Source organism: Phycisphaerae bacterium (assembly GCA_018003015.1).
Lineage (GTDB): Bacteria > Planctomycetota > Phycisphaerae > UBA1845 > PWPN01 > JAGNEZ01.
Genome location: JAGNEZ010000011.1, coordinates 54986 through 70722, shown reverse-complemented (window position 1 = coordinate 70722; position 15737 = coordinate 54986). Strand labels below are relative to the sequence as shown.

Here is a 15737-nt window from a genome sequence, read left to right as displayed (position 1 = left end):
CGCTTCATCAGTCAACATAATCGAAGTTGTCGTTGCTGAAGTCGCCGGTGGCAATCGAGGTCTTGCCGACAATCTTCGCAACATTAACCACCGTCAGATCGGTGGCATCGAACACCGTGTCGTCGGTGGTTTCAGCAGCGGCGTAGGCGACCGCAACGTAGGTGTCGGTCCCGTCGCTGTAGACGACGACGAAGGCGTTGTTGGCATTGCCACCCGCGGCAGCAATGGTCAACTCGCGATCACCGCCATCCTCGAGGGCGGTCTCGACCGCGCCCGTGTTGGCGAAGGTCGCTCCGACCAGCACGATAACATTGGCATTCGCGGCAACCGCAGTCCCGCCGCTAGCACTGATCTCCTGGATGCTGGTGGCATCCGCAGCCGCCACCGCCGAGCCGTCCTGCAACTCGACGAAGTTGATCACACCACCGCCTCTGACCGCACCAGCGGTCTCGAGAGCGCTCAGGTCGAGGTCGAACTGATCGCCAAAGTCGGCAGCGTCGCCGGTCACAAAATCGGTGACGCTATCGGCGTTTGCGGAGGAGGCCGCGACGGTCGTCAATACGACGGTGTCGACGGCGTCGCCGGTGCCGAGGTAGATCTCATCCGCGCCCGCAGTGACGGTACCGTCTACGGTGCCATCGCCCCGGATCGTGTCGGCACCCGCGCCACCGGTGAGGATATCACCGACGCTGGCGGTGGCAGACCCGATGAGCACATCATCGCCCTCACCACCGGTGATCGTCGCACCGAGCGGCGCGACCGTGGTGACACTCATGGTCAGGTTGCCGGTGAGCGCCGAGGCATTGATCGCATTGGCGGTCACGGCGGCAGCAAAAGTGAGGTCATTATCACCGACGACCGTCACGTTGCGGGTGTTGCCGGCGGTGTTCACCGTCACGGCACCGGTGAAGGTGCCCGCGGCGGTGTTCGTGTCGATCGTGACGTTCTCAATCTTGGAGAAGTCGGTGGTGCTCGCCATGGCGTTAGCCCCGGCGAATGCGAAGGTCACGGCGTCAGTGGTCGCCGTTCCTGCCACCTGGATGACCGCAGCACCCGTACTGGTCGAGTTTTCATTCACGTTGACCGTGGTGCCGGTGGCAACGGTCAGCGTGTTGCCGCCGTCGATGCCCTCGGGCACATTGACGGTCGCAATGGTGCCGAAGAAGGTGGCGGTGATGTCACCCGTCATCGCATTGCTGATCGTCAGGGCCTCAATGCCGGTCACGTTGGTGAGTGCCGCGGCGGCGGCATCGGCATCGCCGCTCGACAACGACAGCGTATCGGTGCCTTCGCCACCGGCGACGGTGTCAAGAGTGGCACCGGCGGTAATCACGAACTGGCCGTCAGCGAAGATCGCGGTGTCGTCGCCAGCCCCGAGCGTCAGGGTGGCCGCGGTGTTGCCCACCGTGACCGTATCATCGCCGGAGCCGGTGGTCACCGAGATTGCGGTCGGTGCACCGGTGGTGAGGGTGATAGCCCCGGTCGCAGTTCCGGCGGCGACTCCCTCCACGGTGTTGCCGAGAGCAGCGGTGATGGTCAGATCCTGGTCTCCGGTGATATTGAGGGTTTCCAGCGCCGCAGCGGTCAGGGCCGCCATGGTGTTGGCGGCGCCACTTGAAGTCACACTGATCGTCTCGACACCCGGAATGGTGTACGTGCCGCCGGTGACAGCGCTGAGGGCGAGGGTCAGAGCGTCAGCCGTGCCCTGAACCGTGGTGGCCTGGAAGCCCAGGGTGACGTCTTGAGCGGTGCTGGTCACATTGACCGCCGGAATCGAGCCCAGGTTGTTGACCGTCTCGGCGCCGGCCGGAGCCAGGAAGTTCAACGTGGTCAAGCCGGTAATGTTGGCCGCATTCAGGATCGAGCCGCCGGCGGTGTCCGTGATACTGATGGTTTCGAGATTGGACAGCGTTGGAGCCGGTGCGGCCAGAGCAGCCGTGAGGCTGATCATCAGGGTATCGGTGCCGTCGCCGCCATCGGCCTTATCGCTGCCCTGCAGCTGGCCGTCGCTTGCGGTGAAGGTGTCGTTGCCGGTCGAGCCAACCAGGTTATCCAGCGGCGAGGTCGTGAAGGCCAGGCTGGTGCTGGTCACGTTGGCGGTCACGGTGGCGCTGGTCACCGTCTGAACCGGTGAACCACTATCCTGCACGGTCACGGTGAAGGTGTACGCGCCCACACTGTTGAGGAGCGGGAAGGTGACCACGGTGTTCTGAGCACCAGCGTTCCCCAGCGTGGCGGGCGAACCGCTCGTCTGCAGCCAGCTGAAGGTGTATGGCGGAGTACCTTCCGTCGGGGTGGCGGTCAGCGTCGCGGTCGCCGGGTAGGCCAACTCGTCGGGTACCGCGTCGGCGGCCACGGCCAGGGCCGCCGGAGTGACGGTCACGACTACGTCGTCGGTCGTGGTGACGGCCGGGGTGGCCGAATCAGTGACCGTAATGCGGTAGGTGGTTTGGCCCAGAGCGGTGGTCGGCACGGTCGTGCTGGCGGCGGCCGGGGTGTCCGGATCGCCGTTCACGCCGCTGACCTTGGTCCAGGCGTAGGTCAGGGCACCGGTCCCGCCGGTGCCGGTGGCGGTCAGGGTGACGGCCGTGGTCCGGGTGACGCTCTGGTCAACGCCGGCGTTGGCCACGAGTGGCGGCACCGAGGCGGTTGCGGTCACCGTCGTGTTGGCGGTCCCGCCCGCCGAGTCGGTCACCAGGATGGTGAACGTGTAGGTCCCGGCGGTGGTAATGGCCGCGCTCGCCGTGGCCGCCGTGGCGTTGGTGATGGTCACGTCCGGTGCCACCGTCCAGGCATAGGTGTAAGGCGTAGTCCCGCCGGTCGCGGTGGCAGCCAGGGTCACGGTGTACGAACCGGCTACGCCGGTCGCCGGGACCGCGGTCGCACTGACCGAGAGAGGCGTAGGAATCGGGAAGAACGGGCAGCCCGACTGCATCAGCACGCCACCCACGCCCAGCATCCCCACCCACGCAACAGCCGCAGGCAATGCCGCAGCGCGGATGAAACGTCTCTGTCTGCTAGTCCTACTCATTCTGGGGCCTCCATAAAAGAGCAACACAAACTGGCGTCTTCGACTCCCGATACCTCGGTCAGACGTGATCGCCCGGGGGCCGCCCCCGGCTGAGCCTCGCGAATCGACCGAGGCCGCTGCATCGCGTCCCTGCGAAGAAGACTATTCCTAAAAAAGAAACGCAGAACACGCCGGCTCCGGCCGACATGTCCAACCCGGCAACATGCTCAAGATTGCCGCAATTCCCACATCATCATAGGCTTCGCGCCAGAAACGCCCACGGTTCTGCGCCTTGAACCGCCGGTCGGCACGATGGCTTCAAACCTCCAACCGCTTCCATCCCCATCCTTCGAGGTGACGCGGCCAGGTTCTCCACAGATCCTTAACCCGCGCCAATCTTACGACTTACCACCGTCTTGTCAAGCGCCCTTTTCGCTATTTTTCCGCACGACTTGGCAGCGTCGTCCGAGAATACACCTTTGGACATTTATCGCCCGAAAGCCCGCCTCACAATAGAAAAAGCCGCCAAAATCAGCCCTGATGACGCCTGACGAAAAAACGTCACCGCCCCCGCCCCGATCGACCGGTGGCTCGACTACGCAAATTGTCCAACACGTTCATGAAGTTAATATAGGAATCATACGGCGACTCGTAAGGGTTGAAGTGCTCGTGCACGGCGCCGTCGGCCAGGTATTTCGTGCACATATAGTAGAAATGGTCTGAGGTCTGAAGCTTACGCCAGTCTTGGAGAATCTTAGGGTCGCCGCAATTCCGAACCTCCCCCTCCATCCGGTACAGCTCGTGCAAGGCGTTCGACTGCATCGCGTTGCCCAGCCATGCGGACAGGTCCCGCTCGCTGTCCGCCCAACTGATCATGTGCGGGACATCGTACTCGCCCGACACCGGGTAAGCCTGAAGCAGATCCGACGGGGTCATGAAGTCGTTGTCCGGGTTGGCCAGGATCAGGTCCGGCAGTTCGGCGAGGAATTCGAAGATCCCCGACTGGGCCCACTGGTGTTCTCCCAGGGTCTCGTAATCCATGAACAGATTGACCGTGTATCCGTTGCCGTTGACCTGGTCCACCCAGCGGGCGAACTTCTCCGCGGTCAGCGGGTACTCGTTCCACCCGCGGTTGGAGAACCGGAAGGCAATGTCGTCGCTCAACCGGTAGTTCTTCAGCAGCACAACAATTCGGGGAGCGTTCGGCGGCTTGTACAGGTAGCTCGGCGAGCGATAGCCCAGGATCCGGTCCACGCCTTCGGTGATGATCCCGCGGAAACCCATGCTCTCCACATAATGAGCCACGTCGTTGTTGTAGATCAGCTCGGTGTTGCGAAAGACCGCGGCCTTGTAGTCGAACAGGCCCTCGATGGCCTCCTGCTGCATCCGGACCTGTTCCGCAAACTCGCGGCGCGAGTAAAGGAAACTCAGCGAATGGTAGTAGGTCTCGGCCAGAAACTCGACGCAGCCGGTGCGGGCGAGTTCGCGGAAGGAGTCGATGACCTCCGGGGAGTGCTTCTCCAGTTGGGCGATGGCCGTACCGGTCAGCGAGAAGGCCAGCCGGACCTTGCCGGCGTGCTTGTTGATCAGTTCAAGGAGAAGCCGGTTGGCCGGCAGATACGCCTTCCGGGCCACTTTGTGGCACACTTCGGCGTTGCGGGCCTCGTCGAAGTAGTTCGTCCCGGTGTCGAAAACGCTGTAACGCCGCAAGCGATAGGGCTGATGGACCTGAAAGTAGAAGCACACCGAGGCCATGTCTCACCTGCTGGCGTAACACGCGTTGCCGCGCGGCTTCCGCAGACGCAACCACGGTATCCGGACGCCCTGGCCTTGATCCCGGGTTCGCACCGCCCGCCCCGATTCGAGACACTATACGATCGGGAAGGATGCGTCCATAGTCGAGGGGTCATCCGTTGGCGCTGATCGGCGAGGGTGTCGGGCAGGAGGGCGAGGCGGCATCCCCGGCCGGCTGAGTTTGAGCCGGATCTGCGGTGAAGGCCGTGACCGCGGGCTGCGACGACACCGGCGCCAGATGCTCATCGAAAAAGGCCGTCGTTCGCACCGCGTAGTACTCCGGGCAGATCACCACGGACTGGTTGTGCTTGGCCTTGGGCACCACCCAGAGCCATTTCGGTGGCGGAGCGGAATCATAGAGGAGCTGGGACTGCTCAACCGGGATATAGCTGTCCTTCTCGCCGTGGATGAACAGGATCGGCAGTCCCGGTCGCATTCGTCGGAGGGCCTTCAAGACCGAGGGAAAGTTGCAGTGCAGCTTCCGCCTGCATTCGCGGAAGAGCAGCCAGCGAAGGAACCGCCAGAACTGCGGAGGGTGGTTCTCATAGACGAACCGTACCTTGGCGAAGATGTACGCCCACCGTTTCATGAAATGTTCCAGCGTGGTGTCCGAGCTGAACGCCCCGTCGGTAATGATGGCCTTGATGGCTGGATTGTGCCGCGCCGCCAGGATGGCCGCCCCGGCCCCGCGAGAGATGCCGAACAGACCGATTGCCGCCGGGCGGTGGTGCTCCTCCAGCCAGTCCTCGACGAAGGCGATCGCCCCGAGCATGTCGTCCACTTCTCGATCGGTGGGCCACTGGCGCGGCTGGTATCCGGGCTCGCAGCTCGACTCGCCATGACCGCTGAAGTCGAAGGTAAAGATATCGTATCCCGTCTTCAGCAGCGGTCGGCAATACCGGGCACAGCTGTACATGTCGCTGGAGAACTCGTGGGCGAAGATGATCATGCCCTTGGGCCGCCCGCCGTGGTGGCCCTGAAGGAACATGCCGCACAGATTCAGGTTGTCGAAGGCCCGGAAGGTCGCCGGCTTGCCGTCAATCCGCTCGAAATCACGCGGGCCCATGGCCAGGGGAGGCGGCGTGTCCCGGATGATGTTGAGCATGATCTTAACGTACTTGCGCAGCACCAGCCAGGCGATGACGATGAGAACAACTACCGTGGCGGCAAAGGAGAACAAGGCCCAGTTGCGGACCATGTACTGCCACCAGCTGCCCAAGACCCAGTCGGCCAGACAAAAGTGAAGGTAGCTTCCTGCCAAGGAACCAGACGCCCTCGTGCCCGTTTTGTCCCAGAATGATCGCGCCAGGCCGCTATTATGACCGCACCGGCTCCGCGTTCAAGTGGGTGCGGTCAGGATAGGACCCCGCGGCCGGGAATCGAACGGACCGATCGACCAGCTACCGACCGGCTCGATCCAGCGGTATGATGCGCGGTGGTCAGGTTGGCCCTTGCCGGAAGGAGCGTCGGATGAGACTTGCGACCTGCAGCGAACCGTGGCGTGATTCGGCGATCGAAGACGTTTTCGCCACCGCGGCCGAGATCGGTTTCGACGGCGTCGAGTTGGCCCCGTTCACCATGGCCGACCATGTGGCCGAGATTCCGCCCAGCCGGCGAAAGCAGATCGTGAAGGCGGCCGGCGACGCCGGGGTCGAGATCGTCGGCCTGCACTGGCTGTTCGTCTCGCCCAAGGGGCTGCACCTGACGACGCCCGACGCGTCCGTTCGCCAGCGGTCCGCGGACTACCTGAAAGCCCTGGTCGACTTCTGCGGAGACGTCGGCGGGACGGTGATGGTCTTCGGTTCGCCCAAGCAGCGGAGCATTGAGCCGCCGGTGACCTTCGAGGAGGGCTGGAAGCGGGCCAAGGAGGTGTGGGCTTCGGCCGGCGACACGCTGGCGGCCCGAGGGGTGACCTTGTGCCTCGAGGCTCTGGCTCCGGCCGAAACCAACTTCATTAACACGATCGAACAAGCGGCGCGAATGGCCGACGAGATCGGACACCCCAACATCGACATCATGCTGGACTGCAAGGCCATGTCCTCGATGCCCGAGGGGGTGATCGGCACCATCCGGCGGTTCGGCAGACGAGCCAAGCATTTTCACGCCAACGAAGCGGCCGGCAAAGGCGTGGGAATGCCCATCGGCGAGGGCGAACCGGCCGGCCTCGATTTCAAGGCCGTCATGAAGACCCTGGTCGAGTCCGGCTTTGACCGCTGGGTCTCGGTGGAGCCGTTCGACTACAAGCCCGATCCGACAACCGTGGCCCGGACCGCGATCCGAACGCTGAGAGAGGCGTTGGCGGCCGTCGGGAAGTGATGCCCGTGGGTGCCGGGTCGACAGCGCGGAGCGGAGACGGAGTGACGCAGGCCTGAGGCCTCATTGCACTATATGAGGAGAAAATCGTGCGTTTGACGACACCTGTCCAGCGGATCCGGGAGATGCCCTTGTGCGCAGCTCTGTTCCTGATCTCGGCAGCCGGGGCATCTGGCGCCGACAACGGGCTCGAGGTCCGGTTGAGTGGCGGGGACAAGGGTCTGCCCGCCGGCTTCGTCCACTGCCGGCTGGCCGGAGCGAGCGAGGCCGGGGCAGTCTACGCGCTCACAGACACGGTCGGCCGGGAATGCCCCGGGCAGGTCGATCAGCAGGGGCGGCTGTGGTGGTACACCCCGGCGATCGAGGCCGGCAAGACCGCCACTTGGCAGGCCAGGCTGCGGGGCGCGATCAAGGATCGCCCCGACCTGGCCGTCGTCCAAGTCAAGCAGACCAGTGCGGATGCGTACGAAGTCACCCTGGACGGCAAGCCCTTCACCACGTTCAACCTGGCCCCGAAAGAAGCCAAACCCTACCTCTGGCCGGTGATCGGGCCGACCGGCGACCCGGTCACCCGGGCGTATCCGATGAAGGACCAGTCCGGCGAGCGCAAGGACCACATTCACCATCGCTCGATCTGGGCGGCATGGGGCGAGATCCGCTCCGAGAAGACCGGCAGGATCACCAACTACTGGGCCCAGGCCAAGACGCTCGACAAGCAGGATCGCCAGATCGTCCGCAAGGTGACCGCGGCGGTGAGCGGGCCGGTCTTCGGCCGGATCGTGGCCGAGATCGATTGGACGGCGGCCGGCGGCATCCGGGAGTTCAGCGAGACCCGGACCTACACCTTCTTCAGGGGCGATGACCACACCCGGGTAATCGACGTGGGCAACGTGTTCCACTTCGACGACGGCGACGTGACCTTCGAGGACACCAAGGAAGCCGGTATACTCTCTTTGCGGGTTGCAACCTCTATGGACGAGCAGGCCCTGGAAGGCAAGAAGCCCGGCAAGGGCCACATGACCAACTCCGCAGGCAAGGTCGGAGCCAAGGAATGCTGGGGCCAGCCGGCCGAGTGGTGTGACTACGTCGGACCGGTCAACGACCGGACGGTCGGTATCGCCGTGTTCGACGCCCCGACGAATATGAGGCATCCGCCGCGCTGGCACATCCGCGAGTATGGGCTGTACGCGGTCAACCCCTTCGCCCTCAAGGACTTCACCGGCGACAAGAGCAAGAACGGTTCGCAGACCTTCAGAAAAGGCGAGAAGGCGGAGTTCAACTACCGGATCCTGATTCACAAAGGCGATACCCAGGAGGCCCGCGTGGCCGACCAGTACCGGCTGTACAGCGAGCAGCCCAAGACCGTCCAGTGAGGGGCACGTCGTGCCGCGTTCTCGAAGTCGGCTCTTCCAACAGCTCTGCAACGACGCCGCCCGATGCCGGGCCTGCCAGCGAATGGCCTCCCGGCGAGCGGTGCTGGGGCCGCTCAACGGCACCCTCACGCCCAAGGTTCTCTTCATCGGCGAAGCGCCCGGGCGGCTGGGGGCCGATCGCAGCCGGCGGCCGTTCAACGGCGATGCCTCCGGCCGCAACTTCGAGACCCTGCTGGCATCCGTGCGGCTGTCCCGCGAAGAGGTGTTCATCACCAACGCGGTGCTCTGCTGCCCGGCCGATGATCAGCGCAACAACCCCCCGATCGCTGCCGAGATCCGCAGTTGCCTGCCGTTCCTGCAACGAACGATCGAGTTGCTCCGCCCGCCAATCGTGGTCACGATCGGCACGGTGGCCATGCGAGCCGTGACCCGACTGGCCAGCCGAGCCCTCCACCCGGCGCTCGGGGCACGGTTGTCCGACGTGGCCGGCCGGACCATCGATTGCGGCACGTTCCGGTGGCTTCCCCTATACCACCCCAGCCCTCGAGTACTCCACACCGTCCGCACCCTGGCTCAACAGCGAGCCGACTTCGACATCCTGAGCGATCTGGTTGATTGACCCTCACCCATCGCCGGAGATGCGGCCCCCGTTTGGCCGGCAGGACCCACGATCGCAGTCCCCGAACGGGCCTCCTCGGTCTCTGCAGAACCTGCGTGCACTTGGGCTTGCCGTCAGGGCCGCCCGAAATCCCGACAAGTGCGTGCGTAGACCCTGCGTGCACTTGGGCTTGCCCCCAGGAGAGGCTCCACCGGAAGGGGAAATCACGACCGCGTGCCGATCGTCGCGGCGTTGGGCTTGACCACTCGGCCGTCGCGGCTCATGCTCAGCGAGCCGAAGCAGTCCAGCACCGGGAGGATCCGGCTTCGAGGTCGGAGGATCAAGGCATTGGCCTCCGATCACTCCAATCTGGACCCCCGGGAGCGCCTACCCCCTGGTGAGTTCTGCTGCGGCTTTTTTGTCCCGACCGAGTGGGGACGGAGCCCCAGGCCGCCCCCCTCGCTCCAGGGCGGGCATGTCCGCCCGCCAGTGCCCCCAGAACCTGAGGAGGTTCCATGAACCCGAGATGTTCCGTGAACCCGAGATCACGTTACCTGCCGGCCCTTCCATGGGCTCTGCTCTTCGCGGCCGCCGCTCACGGCATGGTCGCTTCGGAGCGGGAAAAAGCCGCCACCCGTTCTTGGGTGGACACACACCTGCTCGCCGCAGACGCCGAGCCTCCGTTCACCCTGACCTGCGGCGGGAAGCCCTTCAACGCCGTCCGCAGACACTGGGCCCTGAGACGTGAAGATCGCGCCCTGGCCGACGGACGGGCGGAACATACGCTCACCTGGAGCGATCCGCAGACAAATCTGGAGGTACGCTGCGTGGCCATCGTGTGGGCAGACCACTCCGCCGTCGAGTGGATACTCCATCTGCGGAACGACGGCAGCGCCCCGAGCCCAATCCTCGAGGGAATCCGACCCCTCGATGCCGTCATGATGCCCGCCACCGCGCCCTGCACGCTGCATTACACCCTCGGCGACAGCAACTCGGCCGACAGCTTCGCCCCCCAGGAGAAGGCCTTCGCAACCGGGGACACGACTCCCTTCACACTCGCCCCGCAGGGAGGCCGGTCCTCAGATGCCTTCCTGCCGTTCTTCAACCTCGCAGGAACAGAGGGCGGCACGGCCATCGCCGTCGGCTGGTCAGGACAATGGGAGGCTCGGTTCGAACGATCCGCCGACGGCCTCCACGCCCGGGCCGGCCAGCAACTCACTCACCTGTCACTCCAGCCCGGCGAAACCGTCCGGACACCCCGCATCCTCCTGGTCTTCTGGAAAGGCACACAAACGCTCCGCGGCAACAATCTGCTCCGGTCCGTCCTGATCGACCACTACCTCCCCCGGCGTGACGGGAAACCGGTCTGGCCGCCAATCTGTGCAAGCGTGAACTGGACCGCACCCGACGGCACCTACGAAGGGCCGCACATCGAGGTCCTGCCGCCGCTGGCCGAGCGTGGCATCGAAGTCCTCTGGTCGGACATGGATCCTCAGCAGTGGTATCCCGGCGGCTTTCCCGAGGGTACCGGCACTTGGGAGGTGGACCCCGCCAAATACCCGCGAGGCCTGAAGCCCATCGGCGATGCAGTGGCAAAAGCGGGCATGCAGTATCTGCTGTGGTTCGAGCCGGAACGCGTCCACCCGGGCACGAAGATCGACCGCGAGCACGGCGAATGGGTGATCAAGCCGCAGGGCGAATGGAGCCAGCTCTTCCGCCTGCACGATCCGCAGGCCCGCCGCTGGATCACCGACCTGGTCGATCGGCACGTCCAGGAGGCCGGCCTGTCCTGGATCCGCTGGGATTTCAATATCGATCCACTCGGTTTCTGGCGGCGGAACGACCCCCCCGATCGACAAGGCATGACCGAGATTCGCCACGTCGAGGGTCTCTACGCCATGTGGGACGACCTGCGAGCCCGGCGCCCCAGCCTCGTGATTGACAACTGCGCCAGCGGCGGACGGCGAATCGACCTGGAAACCTGCATCCGGGGCATCCCGCTGTGGCACAGCGACTCGCAGTGCAGCGGGAAACCCGATCCGGTGACCGACCAGCTCCAGAACGCCGGTCTATATCGCTGGATCCCCATGCACGGCTGCGGGAACTTCGCCTACGAACCGACCTACGAGTTCCGCAGTGCCATGACCGCCGGCAACATCCTGGTTCACGGCAACACCAGGGGCCGGCTCGATGCCGCCGACCCCGATACCGCCCAGCCCGTCACCCGTACCGTCGCCATCTACCGGAAGCTGCGACCCTACACGCTCGGCGATTTCTACCCCTTGTTCCCGCACCTCAAGAACCAGGACGTCTGGTTCGGTTACCAGTTCCACCGAGCCGACCAACAAGCCGGAGTGGCGATCGTCTACCGCCGGGCAGCCTGTGATACGCCCTCCGCCGTGCTTCAGCTCAACGACGTCGACAGGTCCGGTCGATATGAAGTGATCTACGAAGACAAGCCGGGAAGATCCGTCGTCAACGGCAGCGACCTGGTGGCATGGAACGTCAGGATCGAGGATCGGCCAGGCTCGGCCATTCTCTACTATCGCAAGGTGAACCATTGATCTACCCAGCGGGGCGGTGGCGGAGTACGGAGTACGCTGCGAGACCGGGCACAAGGCGGCCTGCCTCCACGGGAGTCCCGAGAACGATACCCGCGCCAGCCGGGAGGCAACGGACAGCCGGTTCTGCTATAATCACTGACAGGACGAGGGTGCCATGTTCGATTCAGCAACCGAGATCTGTCCCCACGAGCACGTGCTCTTGATCGCTGTTCTGAGCCATTCGCTCGACGAAGCAACCATGACCAAGCTCTCCGTCGACGTCATGACCGCCGCGGGCAAAAGGCCGCAAGTGCCCGTCGTGCTCGATGTCAGTCGGGTGCGTTTCGCCCCCAGCGTCGCCCTCGGACTGCTTGTGCAGCTGAGCCGAGGCCTGAAACTGGAAGGACGCCGACTCGCCCTGGTCGGTGTTCAGCCCCGCCTGCTCGCCACCATTCGCGTCACCCGCCTGGATTCCCAGATGGAAATCTACGACCACGCCGATCAGGTCGTGGGCTCGTCCTGACCGTCCAATTCACACCCCATCCGGCACGCCCCGGTCCTTTTCCACCTCTCTCCGGGTTCTCCCTCGGCGCCGCAATATGCAACCCCGGAACCACCCTCAGCCCCTATCCCCGGAAGTACAGATACGCCCCCAGGATAGCCGCCAGGATAAGGCAGGAGGTCAGGACATCGTTCCGGTTCCAGCTTGCCCGGGTGCGAGCTCGGTCCTCATCGGTAGCCGTGCCGAAGGTGAGACTCCTGATCTGGCTTTCGTTCGGGGCCCTGGTCACGTAGCTCACCGCAACCATCACCGCAGCCGAGACGGCCGTGATGATGATGCTGAAGTACTGGAAGTTGATGTTGTTGATGATCCATAGGAAAGAACCCGGCGTATAGCCATCCTCAAAACCGCTCAGCTTCATCGTTACCGGCGTGTCGACGGCCATGCGGAAAACGCCGAGGGCAAAGCCGACCACCATGGCCGCGAGGCAACCCTGGGCGTTCAGCCGCTTCCAGAACACGCCGAAGAAGAACACGACAAAGATCGGTGGAGCGAGGTAACCCTGCACCGCCTGCAGGTATTCATACAGGCTGTGGGCACCCTGGACCACGGGAATCCACATCAGGGCGATGAGCACCATGACCGCGGTGGCGATACGCCCGGTGCGGACCAGCTGGTGCTGCGAGGCCGCCGGTTTCCACTTCGCATAGAGGTCAACAGTGAACAGGGTGGAGCAGGCGTTGAACACGCCGGCCAGCGAGCCCATCAGAGCAGAGAGCAGCCCCGCGACCACCAGTCCGCGTAAGCCCGGCGGCAGCAGGTACTTCACCATCAGCGGGAACGCACCCTGGGCATCGAAGTGCTTGGTCAGCTCAGGCACGGTGTTGGCCTTGACCAGAGCATAGCAGATCAGCCCGGGGATGATGAACAGATACACCGGGAAGAGCTTGAGGAACGCCGCGAAGATGCTCCCCCGGCGGGCGATGGTCTCGTTCGGAGCGCCCAGGGCTCGCTGAACGATGTACTGATCCGTGCACCAGTACCACAAGCCGATGACCGGGGCACAGATCGCCATGCCCAACCAGGGGAAGTTGGTGTTGAAGTACCAGGCCTGCTTGACCACCTCGCCGGCCGCGTTCTTCTCCAGCACCGGGGCCCAGGTGCTTTCGACCCCCGGCGGCACCATCGGCTTCCATAGATTGAACATGTCCGAACCGCACAACTCGCGGAGATTGCCCCAACCACCCAGCTTGACCAGTCCGTAGATGGTCAGAATAGCCGAGCCGGTAATCAGCACAATCACCTGGACCGCATCGTTGTAGGCCACGGCCCTCATGCCGCCCAGCATGGTGTACAGACCGGTGAGGATGATCACCGCGATCGAGCCGATCCAGAAGCTGTCGATCACCAGCCCGCCGATGTTGATCCGAATCTCGGGCAACAGCGTGGCAAAAACGACCCCGCCGGCGAAGATGCCCACGGCGATCTTGGAGACGATGAAGGTCAGCAGCGACACGACCGACAGCACATAACGCGAACGGGTACAGAACCGCCGCTCCAGAAACTCCGGCATGGTGAACACTTGCGAGCGGGCATAGAACGGCACAAACACCCAGGCCAGCACCAGCAGACACCAGGCGTGGAGCTCGTAGTGGGCCATGGTCACACCGTTCTTCGCTCCCGACCCGGCCAGGCCGACAATGTGCTCCGAGCCAATGTTCGAGGCGAAGATCGAGGCTCCAATCACCCACCAACCGAGGTTGCGGCCGGCCAGGAAGTAATCCGCCGCAGTGTCCTTGTTGCGAAGGATGACCCACCAAGCCACACCCAGCAGAACCGAGAAATACAGACCGATGACGAGCCAATCGATGGGTTGCATTGAACCTACCTCGCTCCGAACTGACCAACGCCCTCAGCTGAAGGGCCCTTGAGCCCTCATCGGGCCAAAGCGTATCCGAAAACGGACGCGGACGAAAACCGACGCCTGAGTCCACACCGATCAGGCCTTCCCGCCAGCCGGGATCTCCAGGACGCCCAGACCGTCCCCGGGCCCGACACCCCGGGGCGAACCGCGCCCTCCGCAGGGAATCCCCAACCGCGGACCTCGAGCCCAGGCCGACCTGATGCCACGGTCTGCGATCCCGGAATCGTCACGATACTAAAACAAAATTCCTAAGTAAAGACTTGGGCGAGGCCGGCGCCCCCCCCACGCCCGACTCGCGTCCGGCCAATACCCAAGGAATCCTTGACTTCGGCGCCGAGGGGCGGTAAATTAATAAGGAACCTTCTTTAAGTAAGGGATACGGCGTGGCCACCACCAGCGATCTTCGGCGCTTGAATCAGAGAAGGCTGCTCAGCGCCCTGCTCGGCCACGGGGTGGCCACGCGGGCCGACCTCGCCCGGGCGGTGGGATTGAGCCAGCCGTCCGTCGGAACCATCGTCGACGAGCTCCTGGCCGCACAAATCCTCGAGATCGTCCCCAGCGCGGAGGGACAGGGACGCGGGCTCGGTGCTAGAACAAACAGTGCGGCCGACGCCTCACCCCGAATCGGACGGCCCGGACAACTGGTGCGTCTGGACCGCACCCGCCTGCGATTCCTGGCGGTGGAGCTCGGCGTGAGGCACACCCGGCTGGCACGGCTCCCGGTCGGGTGCGAGGATCTCGCCTGGGAAATCGTGGTCCCCACGACCCGGGCCCAGGACGAGTGGCTCAGACGACTGGCCCACGCGACCAGAGCATGGGCGGGGCAGCCGATGGAGGCCGTTCTGATCAGCGTGCCCGGGGTGGTGGATGAGGGCGGCGGGAAGGTGTTCCTCTGCCCCAACATGCGCTGGGTCGAGAAGGCCCACTTGCCCGATCTGCTGAGCGCCGTCTGCGACGCCCCAGCCCTGATCGTCCAGGAAATACGGGCCCTGGCCCTCGGCCACCTGGCCGCAAACCCCACCGGCGGCGATTTCCTCCTTGTCGATATCGGAGACGGTGTCGGCGGGGCAGCCGTCATCGGCGGGCGATTGTTCGAGAGCCCCCTGCCGCTCAGCGGCGAATTGGGACACGACCCCGTCTGGGGCAACAGACGCGCCTGCGGCTGCGGAGCGGTCGGCTGCGTTGAAACCCTGGTCTCACGACGGGGCCTGCTGGCCAGCTTCGCCGCCGCGAAACGGCCAGGACCGCATACCTGGCCCGCGCTCATCCGGCGTATCGCCGAACACGGCGTGCCGTCCTGGCTGATCGACTCTCTCGACGCCCTGGCCATGGCTATCGCCGGCGCACTCAACATACTCGGCCTCCGTCGAGTCGTCGTCACCGGCATCCTGGGCGAACTCCCCACCCCCGTGATGGCCCACTTGTCGGCGGCCGTTATCGCAGGAGCCATGTGGGCTCGCTTCGGGGAGGTTACCTGCGAAGCGGCACCCCGCCGACGGATGGCCGGACTGGTTTCCGCGGCCATCGATCGGATTCTGCTTCAAAACGTTGACGGAACCGCGGGTCAGCGGTTTCGGCTGGTGAGCGATTCGGCCTAGCCACCACCGAACCGAAGCGAATAGGGACGCAGTCGGAGTCCTCCCCTGCGTCCCTATTTCAACAACCACCACATCGCCCAAG

Annotated in this window: 10 protein-coding genes; 6 read left to right on the top strand and 4 right to left on the bottom strand. The window is 64.4% G+C overall.

From position 1 onward, the window contains the following. Positions 1-7: 7 nt before the first annotated feature. The 3 genes from KA354_07210 to KA354_07200 all read right to left on the bottom strand — a co-directional run bounded on the left by KA354_07210 (position 8) and on the right by KA354_07200 (position 6065). On the bottom strand, positions 8-3031 hold the full coding sequence (locus KA354_07210) for a hypothetical protein (protein MBP7934423.1): 3024 nt from the start codon (positions 3029-3031) through the stop codon (positions 8-10). A 540-nt stretch (positions 3032-3571) separates the two neighbouring features. After that, on the bottom strand, positions 3572-4765 hold the full coding sequence (locus tag KA354_07205) for a glycoside hydrolase family 57 protein (GenBank protein MBP7934422.1): 1194 nt from the start codon (positions 4763-4765) through the stop codon (positions 3572-3574). A gap of 151 nt (positions 4766-4916) precedes the next feature. Next, positions 4917-6065 carry an alpha/beta fold hydrolase gene (locus tag KA354_07200; GenBank protein MBP7934421.1) on the bottom strand — a complete coding sequence of 383 codons (1149 nt, stop codon included), beginning with the start codon at positions 6063-6065 and terminating at the stop codon, positions 4917-4919. A gap of 209 nt (positions 6066-6274) precedes the next feature. Between KA354_07200 and KA354_07195 the strand changes: the two genes are divergently transcribed. The 5 genes from KA354_07195 to KA354_07175 all read left to right on the top strand — a co-directional run bounded on the left by KA354_07195 (position 6275) and on the right by KA354_07175 (position 12154). Next, positions 6275-7120: a sugar phosphate isomerase/epimerase gene (locus KA354_07195; protein MBP7934420.1), complete on the top strand. Its 846-nt coding sequence runs from the start codon at positions 6275-6277 to the stop codon at positions 7118-7120. Positions 7121-7206: 86 nt separating this feature from the next. Then, the gene (locus KA354_07190; protein MBP7934419.1) at positions 7207-8490 is read left to right on the top strand and encodes a PmoA family protein; all 1284 of its coding nucleotides are present in this window, start codon (positions 7207-7209) and stop codon (positions 8488-8490) included. A gap of 10 nt (positions 8491-8500) precedes the next feature. Next, positions 8501-9109, top strand: a complete 609-nt coding sequence (locus KA354_07185; GenBank protein ID MBP7934418.1) for a uracil-DNA glycosylase — start codon at positions 8501-8503, stop codon at positions 9107-9109. Positions 9110-9603: 494 nt separating this feature from the next. Next, complete coding sequence (locus KA354_07180; GenBank protein ID MBP7934417.1) at positions 9604-11652, top strand: alpha-galactosidase; 2049 nt, start codon at positions 9604-9606, stop codon at positions 11650-11652. Between the two features lie 154 nt (positions 11653-11806). After that, positions 11807-12154, top strand: a complete 348-nt coding sequence (locus tag KA354_07175) for an STAS domain-containing protein (GenBank protein MBP7934416.1) — start codon at positions 11807-11809, stop codon at positions 12152-12154. Positions 12155-12257: 103 nt separating this feature from the next. On the opposite strand, the gene KA354_07170 is transcribed toward KA354_07175, so the two are convergent. Continuing rightward, positions 12258-14012: a sodium:solute symporter gene (locus KA354_07170; protein MBP7934415.1), complete on the bottom strand. Its 1755-nt coding sequence runs from the start codon at positions 14010-14012 to the stop codon at positions 12258-12260. Positions 14013-14467: 455 nt separating this feature from the next. Between KA354_07170 and KA354_07165 the strand changes: the two genes are divergently transcribed. Further along, positions 14468-15655: an ROK family transcriptional regulator gene (locus tag KA354_07165; protein ID MBP7934414.1), complete on the top strand. Its 1188-nt coding sequence runs from the start codon at positions 14468-14470 to the stop codon at positions 15653-15655. Positions 15656-15737: the final 82 nt, after the last annotated feature.